The sequence below is a fragment of the Acinetobacter baumannii genome (assembly GCF_009759685.1).
Classification (GTDB): Bacteria; Pseudomonadota; Gammaproteobacteria; order Pseudomonadales; family Moraxellaceae; genus Acinetobacter; species Acinetobacter baumannii.
In genome coordinates, this window is sequence record NZ_CP046654.1 from 1,268,964 (window position 1) to 1,287,590 (window position 18,627).

Sequence of the window (18,627 nt, forward strand, 5' to 3'; positions counted from 1 at the left end):
CTGTATCTGTACTGGTTTATAGAACACCTTTAGGCTATGGAAATCAACTCAGAGAGTAGCAAGCCAATGAAATTAAAAGTTATATTGTTATTTACTATTGTTTTAGCAGGTTGCCAACCACAACCAAAAAATGAACAGTACAGACACACGGTTTGCCAAAGTTTGATTGAAGGTTATTTAAAAATGACCAACCAGCAAGACTACAAAATGGAGCAACGGACTGATGACGAGACCAGTGCGATTTCTCATTATCAATATAAACGAAATAGCTCAAATGAAGTTGTAATGGTGAATTCAGTCTATTCCAAACTATATTTTAGCTGCCGAGAACAGCAAAAAAGCTATTTTCTGTCTCAACATTCGGCAGAAGGACAAACGACACCTATTTTAGAAGTTCATATTCCAACCGATAGTTATACGACCTTTAGAGAGCGTTTTTAAAACCATCTTTTAATTGTTCTGCCAAAAATTCGATAAATAAACGGATTCGTTTTGGTAGATGCTCTTGTTGATAATATACAGCATGGATGCTTTGATATTGATGCTCAATTTTGTCTTCAAATAATGCAATCAATCGCCCTTCTTCCATATCTTTCCAAATTTCAAATTCAGATAGTCGCGCAATGCCGTGTCCTCTAATCGTCAGTTGGCGTACGGTCTCCCCACTCGATGCTTTAATTTTTGATTGGGCAAAAAAATATTCATCGCCAACTTTAATTGGCCAACTATTGATATAAGTAGGTCTAGTAAAACCAATCAAATCATGCTGTTCAAGTTCTTCAGGTTGTGTTGGCGTTCCCTTAAGAGCTAGATAGTCAGGACTTGCCACAATATATAAACGGCTCTTACATACCAACTTGGCGTGCAGACTAGAGTCATTAAGTTCCCCAAATCGAAATGCGACATCGGTTTTATGCTGAAGTAAGTCAATCACCTGATCATTGCTATTTAATTCGATTTCAATATCGGGGTAACACTCACGGAATTTATGCATTAATGGTGCAATCACGTGCAAAACAAACGGTGTGGCAGAATCAACCCGAATAAGACCGGCAGTACCTTGATCAGACTTTTGTAGTTCTTCTTCGGCCGCATTCAGCTCATTTAAAATTTTACGGGCCTTTATAAGAAATTGTTGCCCTTCTTGAGTCAATTTCAATTTACGCGTTGTTCGCTCTAGCAAAGTCACATCTAACTTTGCTTCCAAGCGGGTTAAAGATCGGCTCACCCCCGAAGGTGTTTGCTTTAAATGTTCTGCTGCTGCCACAAATGAACCTGTATCAACAATTGTGATAAAGGCAACAAGTTCTTCAATTGTTGATTTCATGGTTTATTCTATTATTGACTAAACATCAAAGATATTTTGCTTATTCATCTATTTTTTCGCAACAATAAAAAAAGCAAAATGCACCTCAAGTTAAACAATTATTTAATTTCAGGTGAATACATGAATATCCCACGTTTTGGTCTAGGAACTTTCCGCCTTAAAGAACAAGCTGTGATTGATTCTGTTAAAAATGCGCTAGATGTCGGTTATCGTGCAATTGATACTGCTCAAATCTATGAAAATGAAGCAGCAATTGGTCAAGCGATTGCTGAAAGTGGCGTATCACGTCAGGACTTGTTTTTAACTACAAAAATCTGGGTAGATAATTTTGCTCAAGAGAAGTTTATTCCAAGCTTAAAAGAGAGCTTACAAAAGCTTCGTACTGACCATGTCGATTTAACTTTGATTCACTGGCCAGCACCGGATTTAGGCGTTTCAATTCCTGAAATCATGCAGCTTTTACTTGAAGCAAAACAACAAGGCTTAACCAAACAAATTGGTATTTCAAACTTCAATATTGCACTTACCCAACAAGCAATTGACACAATTGGTGTAGAGCATATTACAACGAACCAGATTGAGCTGAGTCCTTATCTTCAAAACCATAAACTTGTGAATTTTTTACAAGAGAAGAATATTGATGTCACTTCATACATGACGCTTGCATACGGCAAAGTGCTTCAAGACCCTGTTTTAGCGGAGATTGCAGCAGCTCATAAAGCAACGACAGCGCAAATTGCATTAGCATGGGCATTGCAGCGTGGTTTTGCAGTCATTCCATCTTCGACTAAACGTGAAAACCTGATTAGTAATTTAAAAGCACAGGATATCGAGTTAACTGCGGCTGAAATGCAAATGATTGCCGAACTCGACCGTAACAGTCGTGAAGTTAGCCCAGAGCCATGGGCACCAGTTTGGGACTAAACTCATGAACACTCAATCAAATACGGCGTTCTCGTTATTGGCATTGGCAATTGGTGCCTTTGCCATTGGCACCACGGAATTTTCTCCAATGGGGTTACTTCCGAACATCGCTAATGATTTAGGGATTTCAATTCCAACAGCCGGTATGTTAATTACAGGCTATGCACTTGGCGTAATGCTAGGTGCACCGTTTATGACCCTGTGGTTTGGTGGTTTTGCACGACGTAATGCGCTTATTTTTTTGATGGCGATCTTTACGGTCGGTAACCTGATTGCAGCGTTTTCACCAAATTATATGAGCTTATTAGGTGCACGTCTCATTACAAGCCTGAACCACGGTGCCTTTTTCGGAATTGGTTCTGTTGTGGCAGCGAGTATTGTACCAGCGCATAAACAGGCTAGTGCAGTGGCAACCATGTTTATGGGCTTAACCATTGCCAATATTGGTGGTGTGCCTTTAGCAACATGGGTTGGGCAAAACATTGGCTGGCGTATGTCTTTCCTTGCGATTTCCGTGCTCGGCATTATTACTATGCTCGCTTTGTGGAAAGCATTACCGCAAGGTATGGTTGCCCAAAAACCAAACGTGAAGGCCGAGTTAAAAGTATTAACGCGTACCCCCGTGGTTCTCGCATTACTCACTACCGTACTCGGTGCAGGTGCAATGTTTACGCTCTACACCTATATTGCGCCAAGTTTGACTGAGTTTACACATGCCTCACCGACCTTCATTACGTTCATGTTGGTGTTGATTGGTGTCGGTTTCTCGATTGGTAACCATTTAGGTGGCCGTTTTGCAGACTTGTCCATCAACAAAACTCTGATTGGTTTCTTGGTATTGTTGATCGTGATGATGGTGACTTTCCCAATTCTTGCTCAAAGCCAGATTGGAGCAGCCATTGCGTTGGTGATATGGGGTGCAGCAACCTTTGCTTTAGTACCGCCATTACAAATGCGTGTCATGTCAGTCGCTCATGAAGCTCCAGGGCTTGCCTCTTCAGTAAATATCGGTGCGTTTAACCTAGGTAATGCAGTCGGTGCAGCAGCAGGTGCGTTAGTACTCGATTTAGGTTGGGGTTATAGCGCAGTATCATTTGCTGGTGCCTTACTGGCGGGACTAGGTTTGTTATTGGTTTTATTCCAAATCAAACGAGAAAGCAGCCCCGCTCAAACCCTACAACAGTGTTCAGACTAATAAAAAAAGCGCCTGAGATCAGGCGCTTTTTTTAGCTTATTTATTTTAAAATTTCCGGCAACTTAGGTTGCTCATAAATCGGGTTCATTACTTCCCGTTTCATTTTAAGCAGCATCTGATAAGGTTGCTGTTGAACAAACATATTGACGAAGCTCAACGGAATTGCACCCGCTGGATCAGCATAGCCACTAGTGGTGACTTTGACTTTATTATTGGCAAGTTTCTGAAATGTCCAGTCCCCTTCATAGCGTGTTAGGCGCACGACATCGGGTTGTATAGGATAGTTACTATTAACTGCCGTATTTTTAATAGTAATTAGGCCATTGGCAGCTTTACTCATTTTTCCTTTAACCACTACATCGCGATCTTTTAGCGGAAAAGGAAAATCTAACACCATATATAAAGTGAATTCGCCTTTCTTTTCATCCTGAGAAAGCATTTGGACCTTGCCCATATAAGGCACCCATTGAGCTGCACGATCTACATCTAAAATTACCGCCACAGCGCGTTCAAGGGGTACATCAAACGTTGTTTCCGCTTTATATTGAAAGACTGGGTTATCTGCTTTTTGATAGGTCCACACTTTAATATGATTACGGTCCAGGCTGAGTTTAGCCTTGTCTGTAGAGGCAGCCCCTGTATAGAGGCTGCTTAAGCAAAGAAGAGTGGTCAAAGCAATTTGTTTTTTATTCATGTTCTGCTCTATCTTGTTTTTCTCGCCACATATGGGAAGTGTACAGATGGTTTACACCTGTACGTCGTTCAACCCTAAAACATCTTTCATATCATATTTACGCGCTTCACGGCCCACAACCCATGCAGCAGCTCGTACTGCACCGGCAGCAAAGTTCATACGGTTAGTGGCTTTGTGAGTGACTTCAACACGCTCACCCTCACCAATAAACATGACCGTATGTTCCCCTACAATATCGCCACCACGGATGGTTTCGAAACCAATGGTTTGACGATCACGTGGACCGGTATGCCCTTCACGACCATAAACAGCAACTTCTTTTAAGTTACGGCCTAACGTATCCGCAATTGCTTCACCCATCATTAATGCAGTACCTGACGGTGCATCTACTTTATGACGGTGGTGAGCTTCAATTACTTCAATATCTACTGTATCGCCAAATACTTTTGCTGCAAGCTCAAGTAACTTGATTGATACATTTACGCCAACAGAGTAGTTCGCAGCATATACAACAGGTGTATGCGTTGCTGCTTCATCCAATTCAGCCTTTTGCTCATCAGACATCCCTGTGGTGCCAATCACCATAGCCACCCCAGCTTCACGACATAGCTTTAAATGCTGGGCGGTTGCAGCTGGTGCAGTAAAATCAATGATTACATCGCAATCTTTAAGTACATCAGCCAAGCTTCCTGAAACCTTCACACCCACTGAACCAATTCCTGCAAGTTCACCAGCATCTGTGCCGACCAAACTACTTTCTGGACGCTCTATTGCCGCAGCCAATTGATAGCCTGCTTGTTGAACTGCCTGAATAAGTGTACGACCCATACGGCCGCCTGCACCCAAAATACCAATGCGTGGAGCTGCTGACATAATCCTTCCCAATCTTCTGTTTTACATAATTGGCTTACTATATCAAAACTCTTTGCCCACAATAAAAGGTAAAAAATATTTTTTAAAGGGAACCGGAATTTAATCTGTTTTCACAAAAGTTAAAGAATTGATCTGCACACTACTGAGCCACGAATGAAAAAAAGATGACTATAAGGAGTTCAGCATGCATTCGAAAATTATTGGCCTAATCGCCATTATGGGGATAATAAGTTCAGTGGCATTTGCAGAACCTGCAATCCAGCCAGGAGAAACATTAGAGAGCTTATCTAAAGCACGTATTACAACAAACGTAAATACTGCAGCAACGCCTACAGCGCAAACAAGCGATGCTAACGCTGAGGTTAAAGTTGAAGATATTGATCCAATCATTGAAGAAAAAACTGAAGAAGCCCTAAAAGCAGCTGTACAACCTGCTCCTCAAGCTACTGTCGAAGCTATAGTGGCTCCAGTTGCATCAAGTCAACTCAACGTAAGTGTTGATGATATTGATGTCGCTCATCCTACAGAATAATTACTAGTCATTTTCTTTAAAGCAGAATAAAAATAATAAGATGAATCAGCGCAATAAAAAGGCGGATATTTTATCAATATCCGCCTTCTTTTTAATTTCTGATCTAATCAATCATTAATCGAATAAGCGATCAAAGAAAGATTTTTTCTTTGGTGAAGAAGCACTGTCTTCACCATCGAAAGATGCTTGTAATTCTTTAAGTAATTCACGTTGACGAGAGGTTAGGTTAACCGGTGTTTCTACCACGATACGGCAAAGTAAATCACCCACCATACTGCTACGTACAGGGCGCACACCTTTACCACGTAAACGGAATAATTTACCTGTTTGAGTTCCCTCAGGAATCTTCAAGCTAACTCGGCCTTCCAAAGTCGGGATTTCAATTTCTTTACCAAGTGCAGCATCAGCGATGCTTACTGGTACGTCCATATATAAATCGGCACCATCACGTTGGAAAATTTCGTGTTCACGAACAACCACTTCAACGTATAAGTCACCAGCTTGACCATCACGAATAGCCTCGCCTTTACCACTTAAACGAACGCGGTCACCATTATCCACACCTGCAGGAATCGTCACTTCTAATGTTTGCTGACGATCTGCTACACCTGAACCATGACATGCATGGCATGGGTTTTTAATAATTTTGCCTTGGCCACGACATGTGCCACAAGTTTGTTGTACAGAGAAGAAACCTTGCTGCATACGCACTTGTCCTGAACCGTGACAAGTTTTACAAGTTTCTACATCTTTTGGATTTTTAGAGCCTTTACCATCACACACATCACATGGTGCTGGAGCAGTAAAGGTAATTGTTTTTTTAACCCCTTTTACAGCTTCCTCAAGGGTAAGTTCCATTACATAGCGTAAATCTGAACCGCGACGTTGGCGTTGCTGACGTCCGCCGCCACCAAACGCTCCACCAAAGATATCACCGAACTGGCTAAAAATATCTTCTGCACTGAAACCGCCAAAGCCACCACCAGCGCCACCAAAGCCGCCTTCAAACGCATTATGTCCCATACGGTCATACATGCTGCGTTTTTCGCTGTCCGATAAAATCTCATAAGCTTCAGAAGCTTCTTTAAATTTTTCTTCAGCCTCGGCATTGTCAGGGTTTCTGTCAGGATGATATTTCATCGCCAATTTACGATAGGCTTTTTTGATCTCATCATCACTTGCGGTTTTTGAAACGCCTAAAACCTCATAATAATCACGTTTAGCCATGTTTGGCGGTGCTCCTCACGGAAATTTTATCAATACTCTATTGCCGACTAAATGGGGGGCTTTAGCCGAATTTACAAGGGGAAAACTTTCAAAAAACAGATATATTAAAAAACTGCCTTATTTTTTAAATATTTAGACAAGCCTTTTAACCATGCATTTAATAAAAATAACCAAGCAATAGCACTAAAAACTACACCAGCAACTGTTGAAGCCGTTACCCAAAGGTTGCTATCCCATGCAAAAAAGAAGAGAGGAATAAACCAGACCACAGCAAAAACTGACATGAGGAGGAATAGAATACCATTGCGCATAATCCATAGCGCATGAGCATGAATCCAAACTTCCGCATCATCCACAACAGCTACTTTACGAGCGACCAGATATGCAAAGGCCGCAAAAATAACCGTAAACAATGCAAGAAACATGAACGCATAAGAAATTACAATATAACGGCGATGCTGTTCGATATGGTCTTGCCCCATCTGTATTTCACCTCAATTCACTGCATTATGCCTATTTTTTATGCAGCGAAATAATCCTGTATTTTTTGTGTAAAGACAGGTGCTACTATATTGGACTTTTCAATATTTCGCACCTTTATTCACAAAAAATTTATGTATTTTATGCTGTTTTTTTCACCTTAAACCACGCTGCATACAATGCAGGTAAGAAAAATAATGTCAGCAAGGTAGCAACAATGAGCCCGCCCATAATCGCAACAGCCATTGGACCGAAGAAAATACTCCGCGAAAGAGGGATCATGGCGAGTACTGCTGCCAATGCCGTGAGAATGATCGGACGGAAACGACGTACTGTTGCATCAATAATTGCTTCCCACGTTGGATGCCCTGCCTGTCTGTCTTGTTCAATCTGATCAATCAGAATGAGTGAGTTACGCATAATCATGCCGGATAAGGCAATGGTTCCTAGCATGGCAACAAAACCAAATGGTTTATTAAACAAAAGTAAGAATAAAACAACGCCAATTAAGCCTAATGGTGCAGTCAAAAATACAATTGTTGCCCGAGACAAACTCTTCAGCTGAATCATGAGTAATGTCATGACCACTGCCAAAAAGAGTGGCATACCAGCATTGACCGAACTTTGTCCGCGTGCCGACTCTTCCACTGTTCCCCCCACTTCAATGAGGTAGCCACTTGGCAGCTCAGCGCGTAACTTGTCCATTGATTCAGCTAACTCTCCAACAACGGTAGCTGGCTGTAAATTGGTACGAATATCTGCACGAACAGTAATTGTCGGTAACCGATTACGGTGCCAAATCAGACCATCTTCAAATTTGTATTCAATTTTCGCAATCTGGGCTAAAGGTACAGTTGTTCCATTCGCTGTTGGTACTGCAAGGCTCGCCAGTGAAGCTACTTCAACGCGCTCAGCTTTATCACCACGTAATCGGATTTCGATCAGCTCACGCTTTTCACGATACTGTTCAATCGCACTACCTGTAATTGAGGCGTTCAAGAAGTTGGCTAAATCGAGACTGGACACACCCATTTGTCGCGCACGGTCTTGATCAATTTGAATGGAAATAATCTTGCTTGGCTCGCCCCAATCCAAATGCACATTGGTGGTATTCGGGTTTTCACTAATTACCCTAGCAACCTGCTGTGCTTCTTTACGTACCAGATTTAAATCTTCACCTGACACACGATACTGCAATGGATAACCAACAGGTGGGCCATTTTCGAGTAATGACACGCGAGTACGGACTTGTGGGAGCAACTGCTTAATTTGGGTTTCTAAAGAACGGCGAATTTCATCACGATCATCAAGCGACGATGCCAAAACAACAAACTGCGCAAAGCTGGCTTGTGGTAATTGCTGGTCTAGAGGTAAATAAAAACGTGGTGAACCTGTACCGACATAGGCTACATAATTATCAATCCCTTTTTGTTTAGACAGGAATTGTTCAACCTTTTTCACCGCTTGCTCTGTAGCGGTTAACGATGCGCCTTCTTCGAGTTTTAAATCGACTAAAATTTCAGCGCGGTTTGAAGGCGGGAAAAACTGCTGTGGCACCATCTTAAACATGAGTACAGACAGCACAAAAATCCCCACCGTTGTTGCAATCACGGTTTTACGGTAGGTCACACAAAACTCGACCATTTTCCGAAAACGTAAATAGAAACTTGATTGATAAGGATCGTAATGATGGTCCTGTGAAATGGCCACAGTTTGCGGTTGCGGTTTTTTAGTTATTCTTGCCCATAAACGGACATACCAAGGTGCTTGATGACCTGTCTTGGTAAAATCAGGTAGTAGTTTTTCACCCAAATAAGGTACAAATAAAACTGCGGCAACCCAAGACACCAATAAAGCAATCGTCACGACCTGAAAGATAGAGCGTGTGTATTCACCTGTACTGGACTGAGCCGTAGCAATAGGTAAAAAGCCTGCGGCGGTAATTAATGTCCCCGTCAACATCGGAAATGCTGTTGTTTTCCATGCAAATCCGGCGGCCTTAATTCGGCTATACCCCTGCTCCATCTTAATGGCCATCATCTCGACCGCAATAATGGCATCATCTACAAGCAAACCCAAAGCTAGAATTAGGGCACCAAGCGAAATCTTGTGCAGCCCGACATCGAATAAATTCATGCCAGCAAAAGTCATTGCTAAAACTAAAGGAATGGAAAAAGCGACAACTAAACCCGTCCGGAAACCTAATGAGAAAAAGCTCACTAACAAGACAATAATGACTGCTTCAGCAAGTACTTTGACAAACTCATGGATACTACGTTGTACCGCTACCGGTTGGTCAGATACTTTTTGTAGTTTCATACCTAGAGGTAATGTTTTTTGCAGTTGGGCAAATTCAGTTTCCAGATTTTTACCTAAGGCAATAATATCGCCGCCTTTACGCATAGATACGGCAATACCAATACCATTGTCACCCATAAAACGCATACGCGGCTGAGCAGGTTGGCTAAAACCACGGTAGACATCAGCAACGTCACCAAGCTGAATGGTTTTATCGCCTACCAGTAAAGGCATTTTTTTAATGTCATCTACGCTTTGTAGTTGGCCACTTACTCGAATTTGAATACGATCCGTTCCAGTTTCAAAAAAGCCTGCACTTGCCATGCTATTTTGCTTTTGTAGGGCTTCTTGTATGGCAGAAACAGGAATACCGAGCTGAACCGCTTTAGTGTTTGAAATTTCAATCCAGATTTTCTGATCTTGCAGCCCAATCAGCTCAACTTTGCCTACATCTTTGACTCTCTGTAGTTGTAATTGCAAACGATCGGCATATTCTTTCAAAAGCGCATAGTCAAAGTCTTTGCCTGTCAGTACATAAATATTACCGAAGGTATCGCCAAATTCATCATTAAAAAATGGACCTTGCACCCCACTTGGGAGTTCATGGCGAATGTCATTGACCTTCTTCCGAACGTTGTACCAAACATCAGGAATCTGCGCAGAAGTGAGAGAATCTTTAGCAACAAAAGTCACCATCGACTCGCCTGGACGGGAATACGCCATAATCTTGTCATACTGACCTGTGGTCATCAGTTCCTTTTCGATACGGTCCGTAACTAAAGTAGAAACTTCTTTGGCTGTCGCGCCTGGCCAGTAGGTTTGTACGACCATGACTTTAAAGGTAAATGGCGGATCTTCACTTTGTGAGAGTTTTGAATAAGAAATTGCACCAATAATGCCGAGCAAGAGCATGAAATAAAGGACAATACCTTTATTGTTCAGTGCCCATTCAGAGAGATTAAATTTCATGGTTATTTGGCTCCCTGAATTTTCACTGCACGATTTTCACGATCAATCGGGTGAATCTTCTGTTTATCGCGCAGCAAGTGCACACCACCAATCACTACCCAATCATTTGGTGTTAAACCCGATAATACCGGCACACTATCTCTGCCATAAGCACCAATCGTTACAGGCACTTTACGTAAGGTCTGATTCGCATTCACCACCCATACATAAGGTTGGTTATCTGTTGCAGATACACTCGAAAGTGGCACACTCATGACATTAGTTTGAGTCGAACTAAAAAATACGCGTGCACTTTGTCCAAGCTGAATAGCAGACTGACCTTCTTTGAGTGCCACCTTAACTGTGAATGTACGGGACTGGTCAGCAGCTGGAGAAACTTCGCGTACATATCCGGCAAATCGTTCTTTCGGTTTAGACCACAAAGTTATCCATGCCGCTTGGCCAACTTTAATCTCGCTAACCGCTTGTTCCGGTACGCCGATGACCACTTCACGTTCACCATCAATTGCCAGTTGATAAGCCGCTTGCCCTGCTGCAACCACCTGTCCAATTTCAATATTACGCGCTGTAATAACACCGTTTTTATTAGAAACAAGTTGGTTATAACCAGTCTGGTTGGCAGAAACTTCATAATTAGAACGAGCTTGTTGTAATGCTGCCTGAGCCGCATCATATTGATTTTTTACCGTATCGTATTGCGAACGGCTCACGGCATTTATGGGTAATAATTGTTGAAACCGCTTAAGCTCATCTGAGGCTGTTTTTGCTGCTGCCTGTGCGTTTTCTAATTGAGCTTTGGCAGCATTTAATTGTAGCTGTGCATCTGCCACATCGAGTTTTGCTAATACTTGCCCAACTCTAACCCGGTCACCTACATCCACATAGCGAGCCGTAACTTGTCCACCCACCCGAAATGCCAAGGCAGTTTGTTGTCGAGCCTGTACATCTCCAGCATAGCTTTTCTGTTCGTGAAGTGTGGTTGAAGGCTGGGTCACCATCACATAGGGTATTTCTTCTATTTTGGGAGCCTCTTTACTACACCCCGTTAATGTGACCATGCAAACAATCATCATACTCATGATGAGAGGTTTTAACAGATTCATATCTTATCGCTCTTATTCAAACTGGTTTTTTAAGGCACAATATATTTGCATCATAGTTTGTTTGTTTTTTAATTAATATACCCAACGGTACATTAATTAAAGAGAAACTTATAAGTATTTATTTTTATATAGTTTTATTAGAGGGTTTCGTGCAAACAGTTAATCAAAGTGGTCGCCCCAAAGATCTGGAAAAGCGTGCTCGTATCTTACAGGCCGCTAAAGCTATTTTTTTAAAGTCCGGTTATCACGGTACCAGCATGAACCTGATTGCACAGGAAGCAGGCGTTACTAAACTCACGGTTTATAATCACTTTCAAGACAAAGCAAACCTGTTTATCTGTGCCATTACAGAAACTTGTGAAGAGACTCTAGGCACTAAACCATTTGAATTAGATGCATCGGCAGACTTTTATCAAACACTTTATATGGTGTGTTCACGTGCCTTGCAGATTATTTATTCCCCCGAAGCACTTAAACTCGAGCATGTATTATTTGAACTTGCAGCAGAGCAAAGTCCACTCGCCCTACAGTTTTTTAATGCATCCCATACCCGTCTGCAAAATCAGTTAGTTGAGTTTTTTCAAAAAGCTGCTCAATTAGGTTTTATTCAGGCCGATGATCCGCTATATCAAACAGAGCTGCTTTTGACCTTATTGCTTGGTGTACGCCATCACAAGGTTCTACTTGGAATTATTCCTGTACCGAATACTCAAGAGATAGATCGGTTTATTCGGGATGCTATTGATTTATTTCTACTCAAATATCGGCATTAAACCAAAGTCCGATTGCCAAAATTTGCAACGGGTGCATGTCGACTTTTAAAGCGTTATAAGCGATTTAAATGTTATTTTTTAAGCAAAAATTCACATTTTCTTACGCTCAAAGCTTGGAATGTTCGTTAATCGCGCTATATTCGAAAAGAATAAGAACAGGAGAAAATAGCATGGTTCAGCAAATCGATGCGCCACTGCGTGAGGATGTCCGCTTACTTGGCAATTTATTAGGTGAAACCCTAAAACAGCATGCAGGACAAGAACTGTTTAATCAGATCGAGCAAATCCGTGCTCTTGCCAAAGGTGCACGTGATGGTCAAGCTGAAGCCGAAAAGCAATTAGAACAATTATTTTTAGAATTGCCCGATGAAGAGCTATTGCCTCTTACCCGCGCTTTTTCTCACTTCCTCAATTTTGCCAATATTGCTGAGCAATATCATGTGGTACGTAGCCGCAGACAGGCAGAGTTCGATCCGGATGCAAACTCCCCGAATCCCCTTGTTCACTTATTTAAAAAGTTTAAAGATAAAAATATTTCGACGGAAAAACTGTTCCAGCAAATTTGTGATCTTAAGATTGAATTGGTACTTACGGCGCATCCAACAGAAGTGAGTCGTCGTACCCTGATTCAAAAATATGACGATATCAATGCTTGTCTATCACAACTTGATCAGCAAAAACTTACTCCGCGTGAACGACAAAATGCTCTTGCCAATTTAAAACAACAAATTAGTTCGGCTTGGCAAACAGATGAAATCAGGCAGCACCGCCCGACCCCGGTAGATGAAGCAAAATGGGGCTTTGCCACAATTGAGCAAACACTTTGGAATGCTGTTCCTAAATTTATCCGTGAGCTAAATGAACTGGTTCAAGACAATTGCCAACAAAACTTACCACTTCATATTGCTCCGGTACGTTTTGCATCTTGGATGGGTGGAGACCGTGATGGTAACCCGAACGTTACTCATCAAATTACCCAAGAAGTATTATGGTTATCACGCTGGCAAGCTGCCGACCTCTATCTAAGAGATATCGAAAACTTACGTTGGGAACTATCAATTCAGTCTTGTTCCGAAGAAATGGTTCAAGCCATTGGTAGTCCTCATCCAGAGCCTTATCGTGAGTATTTACGTGCAACACGTGAGCGTTTAAAAGCAACTCGTCATTGGTTAGCTCAGCGCCTACAAGGCTTAGAAGCTGATGACAGCAATGTCATTAAAAGCAAAGATGAACTGTTACAACCATTATTGCTGTGCTATCGCTCTCTAATTGACAGTAATCTACCTGAAATCGCGAATGGTCAACTACTCGACTTTATCTACCGTGTGAACTGTTTTGGTATTGAACTACTTAAGCTCGATATTCGCCAAGAATCAGGCCGTCATCGCCAAGCCATTTCAGCCATTACTGAGTATTTAGGTTTAGGTAATTTTGAGTCATGGACTGAGCAAGCGCGCCAAAACTTTCTCATTCAAGAATTACAAAGTAAACGCCCACTTTTACCGAAATATATTAATGAACCTGAAGGGAGTTTGATTGGTCACCCAGATGTACAAGAAGTATTTGCAACCATGCGTACTTTGGCAGACCAACCACCTGAGTCTTTAGGGGCTTATATTATTTCTATGGCTGAATATCCAAGTGATGTTTTAGCTGTATTGTTATTGCAAAAAGAAGCCGGTATTCAGCATCCTTTACGTGTAGTGCCTTTATTTGAGACTTTAAAAGATTTAGATGGCGCAGCAACTACCATGAATACGTTGTTTAATATGCATTGGTATAAGCAGCACATTCAGGGTAAACATGAAGTCATGATCGGCTACTCGGATTCAGCAAAAGATGCCGGTTTCATGTCTGCCAACTGGGCTCAATACCGTGCTCAAGAAGAGCTGACTGCAATTGCTCGTAAACACGGCGTACAGTTGACTCTGTTCCACGGTCGTGGCGGCTCAATTAGCCGTGGTGGTGCTCCAACGCAACAAGCACTCTTTTCGCAACCACCGGGCTCAATCTCTGGTGCAATTCGTGTGACAGAACAAGGTGAAATGATCCGCTTCAAATTCGGTCTAGAAGGTATTGCCATGCAAAACCTTGAAATCTATACCGCAGCAACGCTTGAAGCGACATTATTACCACCACCAGAGCCTAAGGCTGAGTGGCGTGAACTTATGAACCGTATGACAGATCATTCTGTGAAGGTTTATCGTCAAACAGTGCGTGAAAACCCGCATTTTGTGAAATATTTACGGACTGTCACTCCTGAGCTTGAATTACAAATGTTGCCGCTAGGTTCACGCCCGGCAAAACGTAAAGTAAGTGGTGGTATCGAATCTTTACGTGCTATTCCATGGGTATTTGCTTGGACACAAATCCGTTTGATGTTACCTGCATGGTTAGGTACAGGTGCGGCGATTAATGAAGTGATTGCCGATCAGCAAAAAGCAACGCTTGATGAAATGCTTCAGCAATGGCCTTATTTCCAGACACTCATTGATATGCTGGAAATGGTATTGTCTAAAGCCGATGCCAATATTGCACTCTACTACGAGTCTCATTTAACTGAAGATGAAGATTTAAAAGTGCTTGGCAATCAGTTACGCCAACGTCTAAAAGATGCTGTGGAAACCTTACTTACGTTAAAAGATGAATCAAAACTATTAAGCGACAATGAAGTTTTGGATCAGTCTATGCAAGTTCGTAAACCTTATTTACTGCCTTTGCATCTTTTACAAGCTGAACTCATGAAACGCCGCCGTGATTATCTTGCTGAACGTCAGGCAGAACATACCCCTGTTGACCATGCACTTATGGTAAGTATTGCCGGAATTGCTGCTGGTTTACGTAATACAGGCTAAGCTCATTTTACTAACCACTTTCTTAAAGCAGTGCATCTCGGATGTGCTGCTTTTTACTTGCAAAATTCCTTGTTTTTCTCAAATTTTCCCCGATTTTTCATTTTTTAGAATATTTTTTTAAAAATCATAAAATTAATTTTTATCAGAAAAAAACACCTAATTCCTTATATTTAGAATTTATAAAATTATACCGATCGTTAAAAAATAATTACTTTTCACTTTCATATTCAATACAAGAGATTAAATGCTTTTACAAGAAAGAGTATCATTGCACCAATTAAAGAATAATGAGCTTATTTTATGTCCAACTGGTTTCCCAAATGGCAGCCTTACCAAGGTGATGTTGACCATCGACCGGTCTCTACCAATGAATATCTCCCTCCAGTTCAAAGTGCTATTTTAGGTATCCAACATGCATTTGCCATGTTTGGAGCAACTGTTTTAGCACCTTTACTCATGGGCTTTAACCCTAACCTTGCTATTTTAATGTCAGGTATCTGTACCATCCTGTTCTTCTTAATTACAGGTGGTCGTGTTCCTAGTTATTTAGGTTCGAGTTTTGCCTTTATTGGGGTTGTTGCAGCAGCCACGGGGCATATCACAGGTTCAGGGGCCAATCCAAATCTTTCTATTGCGTTGGGCGGGATCGTAGCGTGCGGTATCTTTTATGCACTCATCGGTTTTATTGTCATGCTCACGGGTACACGCTGGATTGAAAAACTCATGCCACCTGTGGTGACTGGTGCAATTGTGATGATTATTGGTCTCAACCTTGCCCCTGTTACCATTAAAGGCGTTGCAGGACAGCCATTTGAAATGTGGATGGCCTTAATTACTGTACTTTGTATGGGCAGTATTGCAGTTTTTACACGAGGCTTATTGCAGCGTCTACTTCTATTGGTAGGTTTGATCTTGGCTTATGTAATCTATGCGATTGCGACAAACGGTCTAGGTTTAGGTAAACCGATCGATTTTAGCCAGATCTCACAAGCTTCGTGGTTCGGTATTCCAAGCTTTTCACATCCTACTTTTGATACCAAGGCTATTTTAATTATTGCACCGGTTGCACTGATTTTAGTAGCAGAAAACTTAGGCCATATCAAAGCAGTAGGTGCAATGACTGGAGAAAACCTAACTCCACAATTAGGCAAAGCCTTTGTCGCTGATGGTTTAGCTACGACACTTTCTGGTAGTGTTGGTGCGCCAGGGATGACGACTTATGGTGAAAACATTGGTGTGATGGCAGTCACTCGTGTGTACTCAACCATTGTATTTGTGATTGCAGGCATCTTTGCTATTTTCTTAGGTCTATCACCAAAATTTGGCGCTGTCATTAGTACCATTCCAAGTGCAGTCCTTACAGGTGCATCTATTGTGGTATTTGGCTTAATTACCATTGCCGGTGCAAAAATCTGGATTGAAAACAAAGTCGATTTTTCTAACAATAAAAATCTGATTGTGGCTTCAGTAACCATTATTTTGGGTGCTGGAAACTTTGAATTATTGTTCGGTAATTTCAATTTAGGTGGTATTGGTACAGCAACGTTTGCAGCCATTATTTTAAACTGGCTGTTTAGTTTAAAAGATAAAACCTAAATTCTAAAAGGCAGCGCAAGCTGCCTTTTTTCATTCCGATTTAGTATGATGAATTTTTGCATTTCAATACGTTCCTATCATGCGTTTTGATTTTTTTGATTTACAGCTGGTTCTTCATATTGTCTCGACTGGTAGCCTCACCAAAGGCGCTGACCGCTCTGCGATTTCACTTCAGGCGGCGAGTGAACGTATAAAAAAACTTGAACAGTATTTTGAGACCCCCTTATTTATTCGACAAACCACAGGCGTAGAACTCACTACTGCTGGACATGCATTTGTAGAGCATGCTCGTCAGCTTTTAGCTCAAAAAGATCAACTCGAACACGAAATGCAGCGGTTCAGACAGCCGACAACAGAAGCATTAACACTTTGGTGTAACTCATCTGCTCAAAGTGAATATCTACCTACCTTATTACCGCAATATCTAGTGCTTCATCCCGAAATGAATATCGATTTGCATGAAGCAGAAAGTTCAGAAATTGTAGATGCATTAACCCAAGGGATTGCAAGTCTTGGCCTAGTCTCGAGTTTTTTCAATACCCGACATTTGCAAACTAAAGAGTTTGCAAGCGACCCATTAGTACTTATTTGCCCTGTGACACATGAGTTAGCCCACTACAAAGAGCTAAATTTAGTAGATGCTTTAAGCTATGGTTTTATTGGACTCAAATCGCATCACTCTTTACAACAGTCCATTGAAACCCAAGCCAAATTATTAGGTTTTAACATACAGTATCGGTTGCGCTTACCTAACTTTGGCGCAATTGCCGAGGTAGTCGCCAAAGGTGTGGGAATTGCGATTATGCCTGCCCGTGCTGCACAGCGCCTACAATCAGACTATGATTTCCATTCAATTCAACTGCTAGGCGCATGGGCAAACCGTAAACTACTTTTGGCCACACAAAGTTTCAATCAGTTGCCTAGTAGTTACCAACAGTTTGCAGACTTTTTATTGCAGCATCGTCCTTAAAAATTAACTTAATGCAAAATCATATAAAGTCCTAATGACATCAAGCCTATAAAAAAGATACGGCGAAAAATCTGCTCATTCAGTCGATAGCGGATTTTTTTACCGATCCACATTCCAATGAGCGCAGCTAACAACGCAGCGAAAGATAAACGATAGTCCAGTGTTATCCCTGACATCGGGTTATGGTGTAAAAACACAGCAAGGCAAATGGTAGAGACCGTAAACGTTAATCCTAAAGCCTGTACCAACTCATCACGTTTTAAATGCAAAGACTGCAAATACGGCACAATAGGAATAATAATAACGCCTGTTGCTACAGTCACTGCCCCACCGATATATCCAATAATGGGTGATAACCAGCGCTCATGCTTTCCTAAATGCGGAAGTTTCTTCACACATAGACCATAAAGCCCATATAAGGCCAACATGCAACCTAATAAAATTTCACTACTTTGACCATGACTTTGACTTAAGGTAGGTAGAAAACTCCATATTGAGCCCACCACAATACCTGCGAGCAACGTCCAGAAACGGCGAATAAAAGCCCAGACATGTCCTTCGGCAAAAAGCTGCCAGACGTTGGTGACCATTGAAGGAACAATTAAAAGAGATGCAGCCTGAAAAGGACTCATTGCGATGGTGAGTAAGCCCATTGATACCGCAGGCAAGCCTAAGCCGATCATGCCTTTAATCATGCCCGCAAAGGCAAACACCATCATAATAATTGCTAGAAATGTCACTGTTTATCTCCGATTCCCTACAAGGTTATGCTACGGAAAAAACAGGCTTTGCCCTATTCTTGTTTTTAGGA

At 41.6% G+C, this 18,627-nt stretch carries 16 protein-coding genes; 8 read left to right on the plus strand and 8 right to left on the minus strand.

Annotated elements, in window-relative coordinates; translation table 11 throughout:
* The first annotated feature begins 66 nt into the window (after nt 1–66).
* Complete coding sequence (locus GO593_RS06005) at nt 67–441, plus strand: hypothetical protein (protein ID WP_000770105.1); 375 nt, start codon at nt 67–69, stop codon at nt 439–441.
* On the opposite strand, the gene GO593_RS06010 is transcribed toward GO593_RS06005, so the two are convergent.
* Nucleotides 425–1,327, minus strand: a complete 903-nt coding sequence (locus tag GO593_RS06010) for a LysR family transcriptional regulator (RefSeq protein ID WP_000843079.1) — start codon at nt 1,325–1,327, stop codon at nt 425–427. The two genes, GO593_RS06005 and GO593_RS06010, sit on opposite strands and share 17 nt — an antisense overlap.
* A 120-nt stretch (nt 1,328–1,447) precedes the next feature.
* Between GO593_RS06010 and dkgB the strand changes: the two genes are divergently transcribed.
* A complete protein-coding gene (gene dkgB / locus GO593_RS06015; RefSeq protein ID WP_001025231.1) occupies nt 1,448–2,251 on the plus strand; it encodes a 2,5-didehydrogluconate reductase DkgB in 804 nt (267 codons plus the stop codon).
* A gap of 4 nt (nt 2,252–2,255) precedes the next feature.
* Nucleotides 2,256–3,446, plus strand: a complete 1,191-nt coding sequence (locus GO593_RS06020) for an MFS transporter (protein WP_001097146.1) — start codon at nt 2,256–2,258, stop codon at nt 3,444–3,446.
* 40 nt (nt 3,447–3,486) lie between these two features.
* On the opposite strand, the gene GO593_RS06025 is transcribed toward GO593_RS06020, so the two are convergent.
* Both GO593_RS06025 and dapB read right to left on the minus strand, forming a co-directional pair.
* Nucleotides 3,487–4,140 carry an START domain-containing protein gene (locus GO593_RS06025; RefSeq protein ID WP_001036017.1) on the minus strand — a complete coding sequence of 218 codons (654 nt, stop codon included), beginning with the start codon at nt 4,138–4,140 and terminating at the stop codon, nt 3,487–3,489.
* A 51-nt stretch (nt 4,141–4,191) separates the two neighbouring features.
* Complete coding sequence (gene dapB / locus GO593_RS06030; RefSeq protein WP_001271383.1) at nt 4,192–5,013, minus strand: 4-hydroxy-tetrahydrodipicolinate reductase; 822 nt, start codon at nt 5,011–5,013, stop codon at nt 4,192–4,194.
* 184 nt (nt 5,014–5,197) lie between these two features.
* Here dapB and GO593_RS06035 point away from each other — a divergent pair, with 184 nt between their 5' ends.
* The gene (locus GO593_RS06035) at nt 5,198–5,545 is read left to right on the plus strand and encodes a hypothetical protein (protein ID WP_000555687.1); all 348 of its coding nucleotides are present in this window, start codon (nt 5,198–5,200) and stop codon (nt 5,543–5,545) included.
* 114 nt (nt 5,546–5,659) lie between these two features.
* Here the strand turns inward: GO593_RS06035 and dnaJ are convergent, their stop codons facing one another.
* The 4 genes from dnaJ to GO593_RS06055 form a co-directional block, all read right to left on the minus strand.
* A complete protein-coding gene (dnaJ, locus tag GO593_RS06040) occupies nt 5,660–6,772 on the minus strand; it encodes a molecular chaperone DnaJ (protein WP_001119029.1) in 1,113 nt (370 codons plus the stop codon).
* 104 nt (nt 6,773–6,876) lie between these two features.
* Nucleotides 6,877–7,254, minus strand: coding sequence for a hypothetical protein (locus tag GO593_RS06045; protein ID WP_000529425.1), 378 nt, complete (start codon nt 7,252–7,254; stop codon nt 6,877–6,879).
* 139 nt (nt 7,255–7,393) lie between these two features.
* Nucleotides 7,394–10,519, minus strand: a complete 3,126-nt coding sequence (locus GO593_RS06050) for an efflux RND transporter permease subunit (protein WP_000671288.1) — start codon at nt 10,517–10,519, stop codon at nt 7,394–7,396.
* A gap of 2 nt (nt 10,520–10,521) precedes the next feature.
* Entirely contained in the window at nt 10,522–11,622 is a 1,101-nt protein-coding gene (locus GO593_RS06055) for an efflux RND transporter periplasmic adaptor subunit (protein WP_001985070.1), read from the minus strand.
* Between the two features lie 149 nt (nt 11,623–11,771).
* Here GO593_RS06055 and GO593_RS06060 point away from each other — a divergent pair, with 149 nt between their 5' ends.
* From GO593_RS06060 to GO593_RS06075, 4 genes are all read left to right on the plus strand, one after another.
* Nucleotides 11,772–12,395 (plus strand): TetR/AcrR family transcriptional regulator, encoded by a 624-nt coding sequence (locus tag GO593_RS06060; RefSeq protein ID WP_001195320.1) that lies wholly within the window; start codon nt 11,772–11,774, stop codon nt 12,393–12,395.
* Between the two features lie 170 nt (nt 12,396–12,565).
* Nucleotides 12,566–15,250, plus strand: a complete 2,685-nt coding sequence (ppc, locus tag GO593_RS06065) for a phosphoenolpyruvate carboxylase (protein WP_000250585.1) — start codon at nt 12,566–12,568, stop codon at nt 15,248–15,250.
* A gap of 300 nt (nt 15,251–15,550) precedes the next feature.
* Complete coding sequence (locus GO593_RS06070) at nt 15,551–16,846, plus strand: solute carrier family 23 protein (RefSeq protein ID WP_000073454.1); 1,296 nt, start codon at nt 15,551–15,553, stop codon at nt 16,844–16,846.
* Nucleotides 16,847–16,925: 79 nt separating this feature from the next.
* The gene (locus GO593_RS06075; protein WP_001209840.1) at nt 16,926–17,816 is read left to right on the plus strand and encodes a LysR family transcriptional regulator; all 891 of its coding nucleotides are present in this window, start codon (nt 16,926–16,928) and stop codon (nt 17,814–17,816) included.
* 8 nt (nt 17,817–17,824) lie between these two features.
* On the opposite strand, the gene GO593_RS06080 is transcribed toward GO593_RS06075, so the two are convergent.
* Entirely contained in the window at nt 17,825–18,556 is a 732-nt protein-coding gene (locus GO593_RS06080) for a sulfite exporter TauE/SafE family protein (protein WP_000143321.1), read from the minus strand.
* Nucleotides 18,557–18,627 lie beyond the last annotated feature (71 nt).

Bases quoted from the DNA above. Each gene is read 5' to 3' on its own strand.
- GO593_RS06005 (WP_000770105.1), top strand. From the start codon at position 67: ATGAAATTAAAAGTTATATTGTTATTTACTATTGTTTTAGCAGGTTGC.
- GO593_RS06010 (WP_000843079.1), bottom strand. From the start codon at position 1,327: ATGAAATCAACAATTGAAGAACTTGTTGCCTTTATCACAATTGTTGAT.
- dkgB (WP_001025231.1), top strand. From the start codon at position 1,448: ATGAATATCCCACGTTTTGGTCTAGGAACTTTCCGCCTTAAAGAACAA.
- GO593_RS06020 (WP_001097146.1), top strand. From the start codon at position 2,256: ATGAACACTCAATCAAATACGGCGTTCTCGTTATTGGCATTGGCAATT.
- GO593_RS06025 (WP_001036017.1), bottom strand. From the start codon at position 4,140: ATGAATAAAAAACAAATTGCTTTGACCACTCTTCTTTGCTTAAGCAGC.
- dapB (WP_001271383.1), bottom strand. From the start codon at position 5,013: ATGTCAGCAGCTCCACGCATTGGTATTTTGGGTGCAGGCGGCCGTATG.
- GO593_RS06035 (WP_000555687.1), top strand. From the start codon at position 5,198: ATGCATTCGAAAATTATTGGCCTAATCGCCATTATGGGGATAATAAGT.
- dnaJ (WP_001119029.1), bottom strand. From the start codon at position 6,772: ATGGCTAAACGTGATTATTATGAGGTTTTAGGCGTTTCAAAAACCGCA.
- GO593_RS06045 (WP_000529425.1), bottom strand. From the start codon at position 7,254: ATGGGGCAAGACCATATCGAACAGCATCGCCGTTATATTGTAATTTCT.
- GO593_RS06050 (WP_000671288.1), bottom strand. From the start codon at position 10,519: ATGAAATTTAATCTCTCTGAATGGGCACTGAACAATAAAGGTATTGTC.
- GO593_RS06055 (WP_001985070.1), bottom strand. From the start codon at position 11,622: ATGAATCTGTTAAAACCTCTCATCATGAGTATGATGATTGTTTGCATG.
- ppc (WP_000250585.1), top strand. From the start codon at position 12,566: ATGGTTCAGCAAATCGATGCGCCACTGCGTGAGGATGTCCGCTTACTT.
- GO593_RS06070 (WP_000073454.1), top strand. From the start codon at position 15,551: ATGTCCAACTGGTTTCCCAAATGGCAGCCTTACCAAGGTGATGTTGAC.
- GO593_RS06075 (WP_001209840.1), top strand. From the start codon at position 16,926: ATGCGTTTTGATTTTTTTGATTTACAGCTGGTTCTTCATATTGTCTCG.